The 16,265-nt window shown below is 71.6% G+C and carries 16 protein-coding genes, 1 pseudogene and 2 riboswitches; of the genes and pseudogenes, 8 read left to right on the plus strand and 9 right to left on the minus strand.

What is annotated here, in order from left to right:
- Nucleotides 1–45 precede the first annotated feature (45 nt).
- Nucleotides 46–1,011, minus strand: a complete 966-nt coding sequence (locus QP939_RS17965; protein ID WP_285457936.1) for an N-acetylglucosamine kinase — start codon at nt 1,009–1,011, stop codon at nt 46–48.
- A complete protein-coding gene (locus tag QP939_RS17970; RefSeq protein WP_285459777.1) occupies nt 1,008–2,054 on the minus strand; it encodes an SIS domain-containing protein in 1,047 nt (348 codons plus the stop codon). Before QP939_RS17970 ends, QP939_RS17965 begins: the two co-directional genes overlap by 4 nt.
- Before the next feature lie 148 nt (nt 2,055–2,202).
- Here QP939_RS17970 and QP939_RS17975 point away from each other — a divergent pair, with 148 nt between their 5' ends.
- Both QP939_RS17975 and QP939_RS17980 read left to right on the plus strand, forming a co-directional pair.
- Complete coding sequence (locus QP939_RS17975; protein WP_285457937.1) at nt 2,203–2,958, plus strand: GntR family transcriptional regulator; 756 nt, start codon at nt 2,203–2,205, stop codon at nt 2,956–2,958.
- Nucleotides 2,959–2,962: 4 nt separating this feature from the next.
- Nucleotides 2,963–4,486 (plus strand): MFS transporter, encoded by a 1,524-nt coding sequence (locus tag QP939_RS17980; protein WP_285457938.1) that lies wholly within the window; start codon nt 2,963–2,965, stop codon nt 4,484–4,486.
- 95 nt (nt 4,487–4,581) lie between these two features.
- On the opposite strand, the gene QP939_RS17985 is transcribed toward QP939_RS17980, so the two are convergent.
- On the minus strand, nt 4,582–5,529 hold the full coding sequence (locus QP939_RS17985) for a threonine ammonia-lyase (RefSeq protein WP_285457939.1): 948 nt from the start codon (nt 5,527–5,529) through the stop codon (nt 4,582–4,584).
- 148 nt (nt 5,530–5,677) lie between these two features.
- Between QP939_RS17985 and QP939_RS17990 the strand changes: the two genes are divergently transcribed.
- Nucleotides 5,678–6,397: a hypothetical protein gene (locus tag QP939_RS17990; RefSeq protein WP_285457940.1), complete on the plus strand. Its 720-nt coding sequence runs from the start codon at nt 5,678–5,680 to the stop codon at nt 6,395–6,397.
- A 6-nt stretch (nt 6,398–6,403) separates the two neighbouring features.
- Here the strand turns inward: QP939_RS17990 and thiE are convergent, their stop codons facing one another.
- Nucleotides 6,404–7,069, minus strand: a complete 666-nt coding sequence (thiE, locus tag QP939_RS17995) for a thiamine phosphate synthase (protein ID WP_285457941.1) — start codon at nt 7,067–7,069, stop codon at nt 6,404–6,406.
- 31 nt (nt 7,070–7,100) lie between these two features.
- Nucleotides 7,101–7,206: riboswitch (TPP riboswitch) on the plus strand.
- On the opposite strand from thiE, the gene thiO reads away from it, so the two are divergent.
- From thiO to QP939_RS18015, 4 genes are all read left to right on the plus strand, one after another.
- Nucleotides 7,200–8,273, plus strand: a complete 1,074-nt coding sequence (gene thiO, locus QP939_RS18000; RefSeq protein WP_285457942.1) for a glycine oxidase ThiO — start codon at nt 7,200–7,202, stop codon at nt 8,271–8,273. Its footprint overlaps the riboswitch before it by 7 nt.
- Nucleotides 8,273–8,473, plus strand: coding sequence for a sulfur carrier protein ThiS (gene thiS / locus QP939_RS18005; RefSeq protein ID WP_285457943.1), 201 nt, complete (start codon nt 8,273–8,275; stop codon nt 8,471–8,473). The genes thiO and thiS overlap by 1 nt, the downstream gene beginning before the upstream one ends.
- 1 nt (nt 8,474) lies before the next feature.
- Complete coding sequence (locus QP939_RS18010; RefSeq protein WP_285457944.1) at nt 8,475–9,233, plus strand: thiazole synthase; 759 nt, start codon at nt 8,475–8,477, stop codon at nt 9,231–9,233.
- Between the two features lie 99 nt (nt 9,234–9,332).
- Nucleotides 9,333–9,761, plus strand: a complete 429-nt coding sequence (locus tag QP939_RS18015) for a MarR family winged helix-turn-helix transcriptional regulator (protein WP_003101725.1) — start codon at nt 9,333–9,335, stop codon at nt 9,759–9,761.
- Here QP939_RS18015 and QP939_RS18020 read toward each other — a convergent pair.
- The gene (locus tag QP939_RS18020) at nt 9,758–10,564 is read right to left on the minus strand and encodes an ion transporter (RefSeq protein ID WP_285457945.1); all 807 of its coding nucleotides are present in this window, start codon (nt 10,562–10,564) and stop codon (nt 9,758–9,760) included. The two genes, QP939_RS18015 and QP939_RS18020, sit on opposite strands and share 4 nt — an antisense overlap.
- Nucleotides 10,565–10,623: 59 nt before the next feature.
- Nucleotides 10,624–11,441 (minus strand): annotated as a pseudogene (gene thiD, locus QP939_RS18025) (bifunctional hydroxymethylpyrimidine kinase/phosphomethylpyrimidine kinase).
- Nucleotides 11,442–11,599: 158 nt separating this feature from the next.
- Here thiD (QP939_RS18025) and QP939_RS18030 point away from each other — a divergent pair.
- Nucleotides 11,600–12,610, plus strand: a complete 1,011-nt coding sequence (locus tag QP939_RS18030) for a phosphatidylinositol-specific phospholipase C domain-containing protein (protein WP_285457946.1) — start codon at nt 11,600–11,602, stop codon at nt 12,608–12,610.
- Between the two features lie 47 nt (nt 12,611–12,657).
- Here QP939_RS18030 and thiD (QP939_RS18035) read toward each other — a convergent pair whose 3' ends face one another.
- The 3 genes from thiD (QP939_RS18035) to QP939_RS18045 all read right to left on the minus strand — a co-directional run bounded on the left by thiD (QP939_RS18035) (nt 12,658) and on the right by QP939_RS18045 (nt 16,170).
- A complete protein-coding gene (gene thiD, locus QP939_RS18035) occupies nt 12,658–13,461 on the minus strand; it encodes a bifunctional hydroxymethylpyrimidine kinase/phosphomethylpyrimidine kinase (protein WP_285457947.1) in 804 nt (267 codons plus the stop codon).
- Nucleotides 13,458–15,095: a phosphomethylpyrimidine synthase ThiC gene (thiC, locus tag QP939_RS18040; protein WP_285457948.1), complete on the minus strand. Its 1,638-nt coding sequence runs from the start codon at nt 15,093–15,095 to the stop codon at nt 13,458–13,460. The genes thiD (QP939_RS18035) and thiC overlap by 4 nt, the downstream gene beginning before the upstream one ends.
- A riboswitch (TPP riboswitch) is annotated at nt 15,089–15,210 on the minus strand. (Overlaps the previous gene by 7 nt.)
- 48 nt (nt 15,211–15,258) lie before the next feature.
- Complete coding sequence (locus tag QP939_RS18045; RefSeq protein ID WP_285457949.1) at nt 15,259–16,170, minus strand: S1C family serine protease; 912 nt, start codon at nt 16,168–16,170, stop codon at nt 15,259–15,261.
- Between the last annotated feature and the right edge of the window lie 95 nt (nt 16,171–16,265).

Raw genomic sequence — 16,265 nt, forward strand, 5'->3', positions numbered from 1 at the left:
AGGCCGGTTCAGTCGACGTTTTGACGTCTTCGCGACGCGTTTTGCTCAGATTGCTTCCGCGCGCGGTCTCGGCACCCCCTCGCCGAACGCGTCGACGGCGGCGAGCCAGGCCGCCCCGAGCACGCCATCCGAGCTGGTCAGCACCTCGAGGCCGGACAATCCGCGGCGCACGAGCGCGCCGACCGGACTGTCTCCGGTGAGCACCGAGCCGACGAGCACGACCGGCGTCCGCTCACCGGGCTCGCGCGCGGCGAGCGCGTTCGCGACGAGGAGTTCGGCCGCGCGGGCGACGATTTCGCGGGCGGCGGGCTCGCCCGCGTCGTGCGCCGCGCTCACCAGCGGGGCGAACCGCGCGAGCCGCACCGGTGCTTCGGCGTTGGCCGTCGTGATGAGGGAGCGGGACGCCGCCAGCCGGTCGGCGTCGGTCCGGACGTCCAAACCGGACGGTCCGAGTGCGGCGGACAGGACCGCCGACGGCAGGCCGTCCAGCGGCAGGCCGCGCCCGAGTGCCTCCAAAGTGGAACGGACGGCTTCGCGGCCGAGCCAGAACGCGGACCCTTCGTCGCCGAGCAGCCAGCCGTAGCCGCCCGCCGTGCCCGCGAGCCGCCGCTTGCGGATCCGGCCCGCGATGGAACCGGTGCCGGCGACCAGGACCGTCCCGTCCGGCGCCGACGTCGCCGACGCGTACGCCACTTCGGCGTCGGCCACGGTCCGGACCACGCCGGCGAGCCCGATCCGCGCCCACGCCGCGTCGAACACCGCCGCGACCGCCGGGTCGCTCAGCTTGCTGACGCCCGCCATGCCGACGACGCACGCGCGCACGGCGCCGGGGTCGTGCGTGCCGAGCGCCGCGGTGATCGCGTCGGCGATCCGGCCCGCGGCGACGTCGGGCGCGTGCGCGTTGGGGTTGGCGCCGCCGCCTCGTCCGGTACCCAGCACGACGCCGGTGGCGTCGACCAGTGCGGCCCTGGTCGACGTGCCGCCGGCGTCGACGCCGATCGCGAAGGTCACCGGGTCTTGGTCACCTTGAGCAGGCCGCGCGGGCTGTCCGGGTCGCCGCCGCGGGCGAGCGACAGGCCGAGCGCGATCCGCTGGATCGGCAGGATCTCCAGGATCGGCGCGAGCTCCTCGACCGTCGGGGCGACGTCGATCCGCAGCGCCGCGGGCATTTCGGCGGCGGCGGAACCGACCGCGAGGACGTCCGCGCCGCGCTTGCCGACGGCCTCGAGCACCTCGTGCATGGCCTGCCCGCCCTGACCCTTGCTGGTCACCGCGAGCACCGCGGTCTCGCCGTCGACCGCCGCGACCGGGCCGTGGAGGAGGTCCGCGCCGCTGTACGCGCGGGCGGCGAGGTAGCTGGTCTCGGCGAGCTTGAGCGAACCTTCGAGCGCGCTCGCGTAGGAGTAACCGCGGCCGGTGGTGAGGACGCGGTCCACGAAGCGGTACCGGTCGACCGCGCGCTGGACGCCTTCGGCGGCGCCGTCGAGCGTCTGCTGCGCCAGTTCGCCGATCTTCTCGGCGTCGGCCGCCTTGCCGCCGCGCACGGCGTCGATCAGCAGGTAGAGCGCCATCAGCGTCGCGGAGTACGTCTTGGTCGCCGCGACCGCCTTCTCGACACCGGCGCCGATGTCGACGCCGAGCTCGGACGCCGCCCGCAGCGGCGAGTCCGGGGTGTTGGTGACCGACACCGTCAGCGCGCCCTGGCGCCGCGCGGTTTCGGTCACCTCGATCAGGTCGGGGGAACCACCGCTCTGGCTGACCGTGACGAACAGCACGTCCCGCAGATCGGGCCGCGCGCCGTACAGCGTCGCCGTGGACGGGGAAACCAGACCAGCCGGAAGGCCGAGCAGTACCTCGATCAGGTATTTCGCGTACAACGCTGCGTGGTCACTCGATCCACGCGCGGCGAGCAAAGCGAAGCGCGGAGGGCGTTGTGAGATCTTTTCCGCCACCCTGGCGATTTCCGCCTGACGCTCGACCAGTCCCGCCAGGACGTCCGGCTGCTGGGCGATCTCCGCGGCCATGTGCTCGCCGGGCCGTTGTTCGGTCATCATTTTCCTCTCCACCTCCGGCATTATGTACCGGACTCAGGCGGCGTCGGTCAGGTCTAGACCAATGTTAGTGGGGCGGCGCGTTTGGGGAAAAGGGTACGTTTCTTACGGGGACGTGGCGTGCGATGAGGGAAGACATAGGGAGTCGGGCATGTTGGAGACCACCACCACGGGCGAGGCGGGCGCCGTCGCCGGGATGCGCGGGCAGCGCGAGCCCAAGTACTGGGCACTGAAACAGCACCTCCTCGACCTCCTGGACGTGCTGCCGCCCGGGTCGCCGATCCCGACCGAGCGCGCGCTCGCCGGCGAGTTCACGGTCTCCCGCACCACCGTGCGCCAGGCGCTGGCCGACCTCACCGCGGAGGGCCGTCTGCACCGGGTGCAGGGAAAAGGCACGTTCGCGGCGGAGCCGAAGCTGGCGCAGCGGCTGCAGTTGTCCTCCTACACCGAGGACATGCGCAAGCAGGGCCTGAAGCCGTCGTCGAAGCTGCTGGAAGTCGACGAGCTGCCGGTCGAGGGCGACCTCGCGAAGCTGCTGGGAATCCGCACTGGTGCGAAAATTCTTCGCCTTCGACGGCTTCGACTCGCCGACTCGCAGCCGATGGCGCTGGAGACGACGCACCTGCCGCTCGGCCGATTCCGCGGGCTGCGCAAGCACGTTTCCGCGGGCGGGTCGTTGTACGCCGTTCTACGCGAGCACTACGGCGTCGAACTCGAGCGCGCGGAAGAGACGATCGAGACGTCGCTCGCGGGCCCGCAGGAGGCGGAGATGCTCGGCGCGGACGTCGGCATGCCGGTGCTGATGCTGACGCGGCACTCGTTCGCGACGGACGGCAAGCCGGTCGAGTTCGCGCGCGCGATCTACCGCGGCGACCGGTACAAGTTCGTCACGACGCTGCTGCCGTAAGCACGTGACGGGAATCGAAGACACCGGCATCCGGTGGGGGACGCACGCCGCCCGCGGCGTGCTCGCCACCACCATCCTCGGGTCCGGCATGGCGATGCTCGACGGCACGATCGTCAACGTCGCGCTGCCCCGCATCGGCGCCGAGCTGAACGCCTCCGTCGCCGGCCTCCAGTGGATCCTCGACGGCTACATGCTCGCGCTCGCCGCGCTGATCCTCGTCGCCGGTTCGCTCGGCGACCGGTACGGCAGGCGCCGCACGTACCTGGTCGGCGTCGTCTGGTTCGGGGTGGCTTCGGGGCTGTGCGCCGCGGCGACGTCGACCGAGATGCTCGTCGCGACGCGGATCCTGCAGGGGATCGGCGGCGCGCTGCTGACCCCGGGGTCGCTCGCGATCCTCCAGTCGTCGTTCGCGCACGACGCCCGCGCCCGCGCGATCGGCGCCTGGTCCGGCCTCGGCGGCATCGCGGCCGCCGCCGGGCCGCTGCTCGGCGGCTTCCTCGTCCAGGTCTGGTCGTGGCGGCTGGCGTTCCTGATCAACGTGCCGATCGCGGTCGCCGTGGTGCTGATGGCGCGCAAGTACGTCCCCGAGTCCCGCGACGAGGACGCGACCGGGCACCCGGACTTCGGCGCCGCCGCGCTGGGCGCGATCGGCCTCGCCGGTGTCACCGGCGCGCTGGTGGAGGCGCCGACGCGTGGCGTCGGCGACCCGATCGTGCTGGTCGCGGGCCTGGCCGGGATCGCGGGGCTGGCCGCGTTCGTCTTCGTCCAGCACCGCTCGCGCGAGCCGCTCGTGCCGCCTTCGCTGTTCCGCGACCGGACGTTCACGCTGTCCAACGCGCTGACGTTCGTCGTCTACGCGGCGCTCGGCGGGGTGATGATGCTGCTGGTCATGCAGCTGCAGGTGTCGCTGCACTACTCGCCGACGGCGTCCGGGCTGGCCGGGCTGCCGCTGACGGTGATCATGCTGCTGCTGTCGGGCCGTTCGGGCGCGCTGGCCCAGCGCATCGGCCCGCGCCTGCAGCTGGTGGTGGGGCCGATCGTGGTGGGCGCCGGGATGCTGCTGATGCTGCGCATCGCACCCGGCGCGTCCTACCTCGGCACGGTGCTGCCCGCGGTCGTGGTGTTCGGGCTCGGCCTGGCGATCGTCGTCGCCCCGGTGACGGCGACGGTGCTCGCCGCGGCCCCCGACCGCTACGCCGGGGTGGCGTCCGGCGTCAACAACGCGATCGCGCGCTCGGGCGGCCTGCTGGCGGTGGCGGTGCTGCCCGCGGCGGCCGGGCTGACCGGCGAGTCGTACGCCGACCCCGTCGCGCTCACCGCGGGCTGGCGGATCGCGCTGGTCATCTGTGCGGCGCTGGCGATCGCGGGCGGGCTGATCGCCCTGGGCATCCACAACGGCGTCCTCGAACCGCCGTCGACGCCCGCGCCGGACGAGGACGAGTGCCCCCACCTGGGCGAGTGCTACCACTGCGGAGTGGAGGGCCCACCAACGCACGTCCGCCGCGGAGCCCCGGTCGCCGGAGACTGACGGCCCCAAGCGCCCCAATGTGGCCTTGGTTGCGTCTGACGCACCCAAGGCGGCCTTCGTTGCGTCTGACGCACCGAAGGCCACATTGGGGCGCTTCAGGCCAGGACCTCGGCGAACAGGGCCGGGTCCGCGTTGCCGCCTGAGACGATCGCGACCGTTCGGCCCTCCGGCAGCTCGGCCGCGTGGTTGAGGTACGCCGCCGTCGTCACCGCGCCGCTCGGCTCCGCCACTAGGCGAGCCTTCGTGGCCAGCGTGCGCATCGCGGCGCGGATCTCGTCCTCGGTCACCGTCACCATGTCGTCGACCACCTTCCGCAGGTGGGCGAACGTCAGCTCGGACGGCTGCGCGCGCAGGCCGTCGGCGATCGTGCGGGCGCGGTCCGCCATCGGCCAGTCGACCCGGCGGCCGAGCCGCAGGCCCTCGGCCGTGTCCGCCGCCAGTGCCGGTTCGACGCCGATCACGCGCGCCCGCGGGCAACGCGCCTTGATCGCCGTGCCGACCCCCGCGGCCAGCCCGCCGCCGCTCACCGGCACCAGCACGACCTCGACGTCGGGGAGGTCCTCGGCGATCTCGAGGCCCGCCGTGCCCTGCCCGGCGATGATCGCCGCGTCGTCGAAGGGGGCGACGAGGGTCAGCCCGCGTTCGGCGGCCAGTTCGTGCGCTTTGGCCTCGTGGTCGCCGATCGGCACCTCGATCACCTCGGCGCCGTACGAACGGGTCGCCTCGACCTTGATCCGCGGCGCGATGTCCGGCACGACGATCACCGCGGGGACCCCGAACCGCTGCGCCGCGTAGGCGACCGCTTGCGCGTGGTTGCCGCTCGAGTACGCGATGACCCCGCGTGCCCGCCGGTCGTCGTCCAAGGTGGCGATCGCGTTGAACGCCCCGCGCACCTTGAACGCGCCGATCGGTTGCAGGCTTTCGGGTTTGAGCCACAGGGTGCCGCGGGGATCCCACGTCTGGAGCACCAGGGGCGTGCGCACGGCGACACCTCGGACGCGCTCCGCGGCGGCCTCGATGTCAGTGATCGTCACCAGTTCCATGTGCCGAGTATGTCAAGAAAACATCAGGTTCGGAGTGTCTATTGTGGACAGTGGGAGTGGTGCTCCTCACGCCGGGGCAACGCGGGGAGTCCCTCGCGCGCCTTCAACGTTGGACAAGGGGAGAAGCCGGACTACCTAGATCGGGATCATGAGCGAGGAGAAGGAAACTTCGGGGGCGAAGGAAGAGAAGCCGGGCCTGCGGATCGCGCAGGTGCTGGCGGCGGCGCTGGCGGCGGTGACCGCGGCGCTGCTCGGATCGACGCTCGGCGTGGCGGGCACGGTCGTCGGCGCCGGCGTGGCGAGCGTGGTGTCGACGGTCGGCAGCGAGCTGTACCTGCGCTCGCTGCAACGCACGCGTGAAGCGGCGCTGAAGGCGCGGGCCCTGGCGACGTCGGGCATCCGGCGGCGCGGCTCCGTCGAATCCGAAATACCGATCACCGACCAGCCGACCGTCCAGCTGACCAAACCGGAGGAACAGCCGTCACGGCTGCGGAAACTGCGCTGGCCCTTGATCATCGGCACGAGCGTGGCGGCGTTCGCGGTGGCGATCCTGGCGATCGTCGGCTTCGAGTCGGCGACGGGCACCCAGATCGGCGGCGGCACGGGCACGAGCATCGGCAAGATCTTCGGCAACGGCGGCGGTAAGACCGACCCGGCCCCGTCGACGACGCCGACGACCGGCACCGAGGACACCCAGGTGTCCCCGACCGAGACGACCACGACGCCGACGGAAACCTCGACCGCGCCGACGACCACGACGGAGTCGCCGACGACGACCCCGAGCACGACGACGCAGCAGCCGTCGACCTCGGCCCCGGCGACGACCACCCCGCCGACCAGCAAGGTCGCCCCGACCACGACCCCGTGACGTTCGTCAGGTCAGGTGGGACCGGAGTTCGCGGGCGGCCGCGGCGGGGTCCTCGGCCTCGGTGATCGCGCGGACCACCACGATCCGGGACGCGCCGGCCGCGAGCACCTCCGGCAGCCGGGGGACGTCGATGCCGCCGATCGCGAACCACGGGCGTTCGGGTGCCGCGGCGGCCGTCGCGCGGACCAGGTCCAGACCGGGCGCCGAGCGGCCCGGCTTGGTCGGGGTCGGCCAGCACGGGCCCGTGCAGAAGTAGTCCACGCCCGGCTCCGCCGCGGCGGCGGACGCCTGCTCGACCGAGTGCGTCGAGCGGCCGATCACGACGTCGTCACCGAGGACGCGGCGGGCCAGGGACACCGGGATGTCGTCCTGGCCGAGGTGGAGGACGTCCGCGCCGACCGCCAGCGCGACGTCGGCCCGGTCGTTCACCGACAGCAGCGCGCCGTGGCGGGCGCACGCCTCCGCCAGGACCTCCAAGGCCGCGATCTCGGCCGCGGCTTCCAGCGGGGCGCCGCCGGTCTTGTCGCGCAGCTGGATGATGTCGACGCCGCCGGACAGCGCCGCGTCGGCGAACGCGGCCAGGTCGCCGCGGGCCGTGCGGGCGTCCGTGCACAGGTACAGGCGCGCGGCGTCGAGCCGGGCGCGGATCTTGTCACCGGAAAGGGCGGGCATAGCGGGGACCGTACCTCGCCCGTTAAGGTGGAGGTGTCCGCACGGGAGCCCGAGGCACGGGCTGAGAGGGAGCTGCCGCTCCGACCGTGGAACCTGATCCGGGTCATGCCGGCGCAGGGAGCGTGATTCCATGACGAACCTGGCAGTGGTGGGCGGCGGCGTGATCGGCCTGTCCGCGGCGTGGCGCGCGGCCGCGCGCGGCCACCCGGTCACCCTCTACGACCCCGAACCCGTGCGCGGCGGCGCGTCCTGGCTGGCCGGCGGCATGCTCGCGCCGGTCACCGAGGCCTGGCCGGGCGAGGACGACGTGCTCAGCCTCGGCGAGGAATCCCTGCGCCGCTGGCCGGGGTTCGCGAGCGACCTGGCCCAGGAGGGCGTCGACCCCGGGTTGGCCGAGCACGGCACGCTCGTCGTCGCGTTCGACCACGCCGACGCCGGGTACCTCGACATCCTCGCCGGTCACCTGCACTCGATCGGCCGCGCCGCGCAACGGCTCACCGGCCGGGAGGTCAAGCGGCTCGAACCCGGCACCGGGTCCGTCCGAAGTGGACTCCACGTGCCCGGCGACCTGGCCGTGGACAACCGGAAACTGCTCAACGCCCTGTTCGCGGCCTGCCAGGCGCGAGACGTCCGGTTCGTCCGCGAACGCGTCGAACGGATCCCGGACGCCGAAGCCGTCGTGCTCGCCGCCGGGGCCTGGACCGGACGGCTGCACCCGCAGCTGGCCGGCGCCGTCCGCCCGCTCAAGGGCGAAATCCTGCGGCTCAAACCGCGTCGCGGCTGCCTGCCGCCGCCGACGCACACCGTCCGGGCCGTCGTCGAGGGCCGCCCGATCTACCTCGTCCCGCGCGGCGACCAGGAGCTCGTCCTCGGCGCGACGCAGTACGAGGCGGGCTTCGACCAGTCCGTCACCGCACGCGGCGTGCGCGAGCTGATCGAGGGCGCCGAACGCGTCTTCCCCGGCATCACCGAGTACGAGCTGGCCGAGACGGCCGCGGGCCTGCGGGCCGGCAGCCACGACGTCCTGCCCTACATCGGCGTCCTGGACGACGGCGTCTTCGCCGCGACCGGGCACCACCGCAACGGCCTGCTGATGGCCCCGGTGACCGCGGACGCCGTGGTCGCCTGGCTCGAGGGTGAGAAGCCGCCCGAAGGCGTCGAAGCGGCTTCGCCCGCCCGCCTGCACCAGAAGGAGCACGTGTGATGGAGATCAAGCTCAACGGGAAGTGGACGGAGTTCCCGGACGGCGCGACCGTCGCCGACGTCCTCGACGCGGCCGGCGGGCAGCGGCCGGGCATCGCCGTCGCGGTCGACGGCGTCGTCGTCCGCCGCGCCGACTGGCCGGCCACGACCGTGCCCAAGGGCGCGGGCGTCGACGTGCTCACCGCGGTCCAGGGAGGCTGAAATGGACGTGGAACCGCTGGTCATCGGCACCCGCAAGCTGACGTCCCGGCTCATCATCGGCACCGGCGGCGCGGCCAACCTGGCCGTGCTCGAACGGGCCCTGGTGGCGTCCGGCACCGAGCTGACCACCGTCGCCATGCGCCGCGCCGACGCCGAGGGCGGCTCGGGCGTGCTCGAGCTGCTCAAGCGGCTGGGCATCGAGCTGCTGCCCAACACCGCGGGCTGCCGCACGGCCGCCGAAGCCGTGCTCACCGCGCAGCTGGCGCGCGAGGCGCTCGATACCGATTTGATCAAGCTCGAGGTGCACGCCGACGACCGGACGCTGCTGCCGGACCCGCTCGAAACGCTCGACGCGGCCGAGCGGCTGGCCGCCGACGGGTTCACCGTGTTCGCTTACACGAACGACGACCCGGTGCTCGCGCTGCGCCTGGAGGAGGCGGGCTGCGCCGCGGTGATGCCGCTGGGCGCGCCGATCGGCACCGGCCTCGGCATCCGGAATCCGCACAACATCGAGCTCATCGTTTCGCGGGCGGGCGTGCCGGTCATCCTGGACGCCGGAATCGGCACGGCGTCGGACGCGACGCTGGCGATGGAGCTCGGCTGCGACGCCGTCCTGCTGTCCACGGCGGTCACCCGCGCGGCGGACCCCGAACGGATGGCCGCGGCCATGCGGGCGGGCGTCCTCGCCGGTCACCTGGCCCGGGACGCGGGCCGCGTGCCGCAGCGGTTCTGGGCGCAGGCGTCGAGTCCACCCCGGTGAACCCGGGTGGCTTCACACCGAACGTGCCCCGCGAGCCCGTAAGGTGGACGGAACTTTCCGGCGCACCCGCGGCGGGGTGAAGGGCAGAAGGAGCCAGCCGTGACCAGCACATCGGTCCAGGACGTCTCGGGCAGGTTGTACCTCGCCGTGGGCAGGCTGTCCCGGTCACTGCGGCAGGCGGGCGTGCCCGGGCCGGGCCACGGCGCCATCTCGGCGCTGGCGACGCTGGTGCACGCGGGCCAGCTGCGGCTCGGCGACCTCGCCGCCAAGGAGGGCGTCGCCGCGGCGACCATGTCGCGGATCATCGCGTCGCTGGTCGAGGCCGGGTACGTGAGCCGGGAGTCCGACCCGGTCGACCGCCGGGCATGGCTGGCGAAGGCGACCGAAGAGGGCGAGCGGCTCGTGTCCGGCGTCCGGTCGACGCGGGTGCAGGAGCTGAACCGGCGTCTCGACCGCCTCTCGCCCGAGCACCGCGAGGCGCTGACGGCGGCGATCCCGGCGCTCGAAGCCCTGATCGCCGACGACTAAGCGACGTGCTCGCGCCGTAGCTCGGCCAGCTCCGCGCGCACGGCGCGGAGCTCGTCGAGGATCTCCTGGTTCGCGGCGGCCTGCGCCTCGGCCTGCTTCGCCTCTTCCTCGCGGATGTCCTGGCGCAGCTCGTCCTCCATGCCGCTGACCACGACGGCGATGAAGAGGTTCAGCACGGCGAAGCTGGACACCAGGATGTAGACGACGAAGAAGATCCAGGCCATCGGCGCCTGTTCCATGATCGTCTTCGCGATGTCCGGCCACGCCTCGCCGGTCATCACCTGGAACAGCGTGAACAGCGACGTGCCGAGGTTCCCGAAGTCGGCCGGGTCGATCCCGCCGAAGAGCTTCGTCGCCATCACGCCCGCCACGAAGATGATCAGCGCGAGCAACGCGGCGATCGACGCCATCCCGGGGATCGCGGCGAGCAGCCCGGAGACGACCTTGCGCATCGTCGGCACCACGGAGATCAGCCGCAGCACCCGGAGCACGCGCAGCGACCGCAGCACCGCGAACGGCCCGGTCGCCGGGATCACCGCGATGCCGACGACGAGCAGGTCGAAGATGTTCCAGCTGTCGCGGAAGAAGCCGCCGCGGTAGGCGTAGAACTTCGCCAGCAGCTCGGCGACGAAGACGCCCAGCGCGATGTGGTCGAGGGCGTGCAGGAGGCCGCCGTAGCCGTCCATCAGCGACGTCGACGTCTCCATGCCGAGGGTGACCGCGTTGAACACGATCACCGCGATGATGAAGTTCTGGAAGCGGCGGTCTTCGAGGACCTTCGCCACCCGATCGCGTCCGGTCAAGGCCGCCCCCTGCTGGGTTCAAGGATCAGTAAACGCAGGGATGGTAGCCGGACGGTCGCTCAGCGTTCCTCGGGTGCCAGCCGCCAGAAGGCCGAGACCGGGCCGACCTTGGCGCCCATCGGGTACGCGTGCTCGACGGCGTGCGAGACGAACCACTTGCCGTAGCGGGCCGCCTCTTCGACGGACATGCCCTTCGCGAGCCCCGCGGTGAGGGCGGACGCCATCGTGTCGCCCGCGCCGTGCGTGTGTGGCGTCGAGTAGCGCTTGCCCGGCAGCTCCACGAACGTCGAGCCGTCGAAGAGCAGGTCCACGCACTCCGGGTCGGCCTGCAGGTGGCCGCTCTTGACCAGGACGTACCGCGGGCCCATCCGGTGCAGCACCACGGCCGCGGTGTGCATGCCCTCGCGGTCGGTCACGGTCATGCCGGTGAGCAGGCGGACCTCGTCGAGGTTCGGCGTGAGCACGGTGGCCCGCGGCAGGACTCGTCGCGCACGGCGTGCAGGCCGGCTTCGTCGAACAGCGGGTGCCCGTGCATCGACGCCGCCACCGGGTCGACGACGAACGGGATCTCTTCGTCGCGCCCGATCCCCGCGGCGTCGCACGCCGCCGCGACGGCGTGGATGATCTCGGCCGAGGCCAGCATGCCCGTCTTGGCCGCGCCGACGCCCATGTCCGCCGCGACGGCCTCGATCTGCCCGGCCACGATGTGCGGTGGCAGGTCGGCGCGGTCGTGCACGCCGAGGGTGTTCTGCACGGTGACGGCGGTGACCGCGACCAGGCCGTGCACGCCGCACGTCAGGAACGTGCGCAGGTCCGCCTGGAGCCCCGCGGCGCCGCCGGAGTCCGAACCGGCGATGGTCAACGCCGTAGGAATCATGGTTTTCCCGACTTCTGGTCTAGTCCGTCCATGCCCCCGCCACCGCCCTCAGCGGGGACGCTCCGCGTCACAGTATTGGATCAGCGGCCGCTTTTCCTTCATCACCAGTCAACCACGGTGGGACATTGTGAACGTTACTCACGTTCGAAGGAGCCTGGATGAAGCTCTTCTCGGTGGCAATCCTCACGGCGGCGCTCGTGTTCTCCGGGGCGACGGCCGCGAACGCGGACAGCCCGAAGCTGTCCCACGTGACCACGGTCGGCGTGCACAACACGTACGACCCGGCGGCCTACGACTACCTGGCGCGGGCGCTCGACGCCGGCTCGTCCCTGATCGAGCTCGACGTCTGGCCGGACTTCTTCACCCACGAGTGGAAGGTCAGCCACTCGAACCCGCTGGGGAACAACAACAACTGCGTCGCGGCGACGTCGGCGTCGCAGCTGTACTCGGGCAGCAGGAACAAGAACCTCGAGTACTGCCTCGACGACATCCGGATCTGGCTGGCCGCCCACCCGGGGCACACGCCGATCACGCTCAAGCTGGAGATGAAGACGGGCTTCTCGGACAACACCGGCATGGGCCCGGACGAGCTGGACGCGACGTTCCGGGCGCACCTGGGCAGCGTCGCGTTCCGCCCGGCCGAGCTGCTCGGCGGCTACAGCACCCTCGACGACGCGGCCAAAGCGGACAACTGGCCGTCGGTGGACGCGTTGCGGGGCCGGGTGATCACCGAGGTCATCCCGGGCACGGTGGAGGAGGGGAACTCGACCGACACGCTGAAGACGGACGTCGAGTACGCGCGCTACCTGGTCGGGTTGAAGAACGCGGGCCGGATCGGCGACGCGAACATCTTCCCGACGGTGCACGGCGCGGTGGGCGGTGACCCGCGGGACAAGTACACGGCGGACCTGAAGCCGTGGTTCGTGGTGTTCGACGGCGACGCGAACACGTGGGTGACCCAGACGGGGCCGTGGTGGTACGACGCCAACCACTACTACGTGGTGATGACGGACGCGCAGAACGTCGCCCCGGCGATCGACGCCCACAACCCGACGGTCGACCAGGCCAACCAGCGCGTCGCGGAGTTGGCGAAGCAGCACGCGTCGGTTGTCACGGCGGACTGGACGGGCCTGACAACGGTCCTCCCGCAGGTGCTCCCGCGGGGCTGAGCTGGTCGGTCGTGAGTGTTTAGGGCGGTTCTAACCGCCCTAAACACTCACGACGGCGGGAGGACCCAGAACGGCGACACCGGGCCCACGCCCGCGCCGAGCGGGTAGGACTCCGCCACGCTGCGCTCGATGAACTTCTTCCCCGCCGCCACCGCGTCCGGCACCGAGGCGCCCTTCGCCAGCGACGCCGTGATCGCCGACGCCATCGTGTCGCCGCCGCCGTGGGTGTTGTTCGTCTCGTACCTCGGGCCGCTCAGCTCGATGCTCTCGCGGCCGTCCGTCAGCAGGTCCACGCACTCCGGCGTGCCCTCCATGTGGCCGCCCTTGACCAGGACCCACCGCGAGCCGAACTCCAGCAACGCCTCGCCCGCGGCTCGCTGAGAAGCCGCGTCGACGACCGAAATCCCGGTCAGCAGCCGGACTTCGTCGAGGTTCGGCGTGATCAGCGTCGCGCGCGGGAACAGCTCCGTGCGGATCGCCTCCAGCGCGTCCTCGCGCAGCAACGCGTGTCCCGTCATCGACGCCGCCACCGGGTCGACCACCAGGGGGAAGGTGAAACCGAGCTCGTCGAGGGTCTTCGCGACCGCGCGGATGATCTCGGCGGAGGCCAGCATGCCCGTCTTCGCCGCGTCGACGCCCATGTCCGACGCCACCGCCTTGATCTGCGCGGTGACGACGTCCGCCGGGATCTCGGTGAACCCTTGCACGCCAAGGGAGTTCTGCACGGTGACCGCGGTCAGCGCGACCAGCCCGTGCACGCCGTTGGCGAAGAACGTGCGCAGGTCCGCCTGGATGCCCGCGCCACCGCCGGAGTCCGATCCGGCGATGGTGAGGGCGGTCCGAGGGGTCATTGCCCCACCACGGGCAGGTAAACCTTGTTGCCGGACTCGGAGAACTCCGCCGACTTCTCCGCCATGCCGGCCTCGATCGCCTCCACAGTGGACAGTCCGTGCTCCTCGGCGTACTTGCGGACGTCCTGCGTGATCCGCATCGAGCAGAACTTCGGGCCGCACATCGAGCAGAAGTGCGCCGTCTTGGCCGGATCGGCGGGCAGCGTCTCGTCGTGGAACGAGCGCGCCGTGTCGGGGTCGAGCGACAGGTTGAACTGGTCGTTCCAGCGGAACTCGAACCGCGCCTTCGACAGCTCGTCGTCCCACTCCTGCGCGTACTCGTGCCCCTTGGCCAGGTCCGCGGCGTGCGCGGCGATCTTGTACGTGATCACGCCGGTCTTGACGTCGTCGCGGTTCGGCAGGCCGAGGTGCTCCTTCGGCGTGACGTAGCACAGCATCGCCGTGCCGTACCAGCCGATCTGGGCCGCGCCGATGGCCGACGTGATGTGGTCGTACGCCGGTGCGATGTCCGTCGCGAGTGGACCGAGCGTGTAGAACGGCGCCTCGCCGCAGAGCTTTTCCTCCAGCTCGACGTTCTCCTTGATCTTGTGCATCGGCACGTGGCCGGGACCCTCGATCATCACCTGGACGTCGTGCGAGCGCGCGATGTGCGTCAGCTCGCCCAGGGTTTCCAGCTCGGCGAACTGGGCGCGGTCGTTGGCGTCGGCGATCGAACCCGGGCGCAGGCCGTCGCCGAGGGAGAACGTGACGTCGTACTGGCGGAGGATCTCGCAGAGCTCCTCGAAGTGCGTGTACAGGAACGATTCCTGGTGGTGCGCCAGGCACCACGCGGCCATGATCGACCCGCCGCGGCTGACGATGCCGGTGACGCGCCGCGCGGTCAGCGGGATGTAGCGCAGCAGCACGCCGGCGTGCACGGTGACGTAGTCGACGCCCTGCTCGCACTGCTCGATGATCGTGTCGCGGTAGACCTCCCACGACAGCTTTTCCGGCTCCCCGTCGACCTTTTCGAGGGCCTGGTAGATCGGCACGGTGCCGACCGGGACCGGCGAGTTGCGGATGATCCACTCGCGCGTCTCGTGGATCCGCTTGCCGGTGGAGAGGTCCATGATCGTGTCGGCGCCCCACCGGGTCGCCCACACCATCTTGTCGACCTCTTCCTCGACCGACGACCACACGGCCGAGTTGCCCATGTTGGCGTTGATCTTCACCAGGAAGTTCTTGCCGATGATCATCGGCTCGGACTCGGGGTGCTTGCGGTTGACCGGGATCACCGCGCGGCCGCGGGCCACCTCGTCCCGCACGAACTCCGCGGAAACCCGTTCGCGGGCCGCGATGTACTCCATTTCGCGGGTGATGACGCCCTGTTTGGCCCAGCCGAGCTGCGTGTTGTGCTCGCGCCCGTCGGCCCACCCCGCACGCAGCCGGTGGAGTCCACTGTGGACGTCGATGTCGGCTTCGGGATCCGTGTACGGGCCCGAAGTGTCGTAAACGTCGAAGTGCTCACCGTTGGAGAGGTCGATCCGCCGCGCCGGGACGCGAAGCCCGGATTCCGTCTGGTGGTAGACCTTGCGCGAGCCGGTGATCGGGCCCGTGGTCACGGAAACGGCAGCATTGTTTTCCAGCGTCGTCAACGACTTTCACTCCCTACGCCGGCATTACCCGGTCAGGTTCATGCGGTCGGTGACGCCTGCGAAACGCAAGTCACCCTCTCAGCCCGCCATGGCGCGAGCTCCCGCGTTGGTGTTGTGCCCCCGACCATGCCACGCCGACGCGCGATACTCAAGTCAGGTCACCTCACCCGACCAGTTCGGCCGGGGTCGCGTAGACGTCGACCATGGCGCCGTTGCGCAGCACGGTGATCGGCAGCGCGGTGCCGATCACCTCCGCGAACAGCTGCCGCTGGATGCCCTGCGCGTCCGAGACGCGGGTGCGCCCGACGGTCAGCACGAGGTCGCCCGCCTTCAGGCCCGCGCGGTCGGCGGGCCCGCCGGAGACGACTTCGTGCACCCGCAGCCCGGCGCTCTGCCCGGTGCGCTCGGCGACGTCGTCCGGCAGCGGCGCGGGCACGCCGACGACGCCGAGGTACGCGCGCCGCACCCGGCCCTCGACGGCGAGCGTGTCGATGATCCGCCGGGTGGTCGCGTTGATCGGCACGGCGAGCCCGAGCCCGACCCCGGCGACCGCGGTGTTGATCCCGACGACCCGGCCGGCGGAGTCGGCGAGCGCGCCGCCGGAGTTGCCCGGGTTGAGCGCGGCGTCGGTCTGGATGACGTCCTCGATCACACGCGCGGTGCGCCCCTGCCGCACCGGGAGGGCCCGCCCGAGCGCGCTGACGACGCCGGCGGTGACCGAGCCGGAGAAGCCGAGCGGGTTGCCGACGGCGACGACGAGCTGCCCGACGACGAGCCGGTCGGCATCCCCGAGCACGGCGGCCGACGGCGTCTCGCCGCGCGCACGGAGCACAGCGAGGTCCGAGAGCGGGTCGGCGCCGACGACGTCGAAGGGCACCTCGCTGCCGTCGGCGAAGGTGGCGACGCCCTTCCGGTGGGCGTCGACGACGTGGGCGTTGGTGAGCAGGTGGCCGTCATCGGCGAAGACGACGGTCGAGCCGCCACCGCGCGCGAGCTGGACCCCGGCGACGTGCGGGGTGACGGTCTTGGCGACCGTGCTCACCGTGCGCGAGTAGGCGTCCATCGCGTCTTCCATGGAGTACCTCGATTACACCGTTGCAGGTACTCCAAGTGTGCGCTCGAAATCGTGAGCCGGGGGTTCGCTGTCCGTGAACCGCCGACCAGACCAGT

Origin of the sequence: Amycolatopsis nalaikhensis (genome assembly GCF_030264295.1) — a bacterium.
Lineage (GTDB): Bacteria > Actinomycetota > Actinomycetes > Mycobacteriales > Pseudonocardiaceae > Amycolatopsis > Amycolatopsis nalaikhensis.

Bases quoted from the DNA above. Each gene is read 5' to 3' on its own strand.
- QP939_RS17970 (WP_285459777.1), bottom strand. From the start codon at position 2,054: ATGATGACCGAACAACGGCCCGGCGAGCACATGGCCGCGGAGATCGCC.
- QP939_RS17975 (WP_285457937.1), top strand. From the start codon at position 2,203: ATGTTGGAGACCACCACCACGGGCGAGGCGGGCGCCGTCGCCGGGATG.
- QP939_RS17985 (WP_285457939.1), bottom strand. From the start codon at position 5,529: ATGGAACTGGTGACGATCACTGACATCGAGGCCGCCGCGGAGCGCGTC.
- QP939_RS17990 (WP_285457940.1), top strand. From the start codon at position 5,678: ATGAGCGAGGAGAAGGAAACTTCGGGGGCGAAGGAAGAGAAGCCGGGC.
- thiE (WP_285457941.1), bottom strand. From the start codon at position 7,069: ATGCCCGCCCTTTCCGGTGACAAGATCCGCGCCCGGCTCGACGCCGCG.
- thiO (WP_285457942.1), top strand. From the start codon at position 7,200: ATGACGAACCTGGCAGTGGTGGGCGGCGGCGTGATCGGCCTGTCCGCG.
- thiS (WP_285457943.1), top strand. From the start codon at position 8,273: ATGGAGATCAAGCTCAACGGGAAGTGGACGGAGTTCCCGGACGGCGCG.
- QP939_RS18010 (WP_285457944.1), top strand. From the start codon at position 8,475: ATGGACGTGGAACCGCTGGTCATCGGCACCCGCAAGCTGACGTCCCGG.
- QP939_RS18030 (WP_285457946.1), top strand. From the start codon at position 11,600: ATGAAGCTCTTCTCGGTGGCAATCCTCACGGCGGCGCTCGTGTTCTCC.
- thiD (WP_285457947.1), bottom strand. From the start codon at position 13,461: ATGACCCCTCGGACCGCCCTCACCATCGCCGGATCGGACTCCGGCGGT.
- QP939_RS18045 (WP_285457949.1), bottom strand. From the start codon at position 16,170: ATGGAAGACGCGATGGACGCCTACTCGCGCACGGTGAGCACGGTCGCC.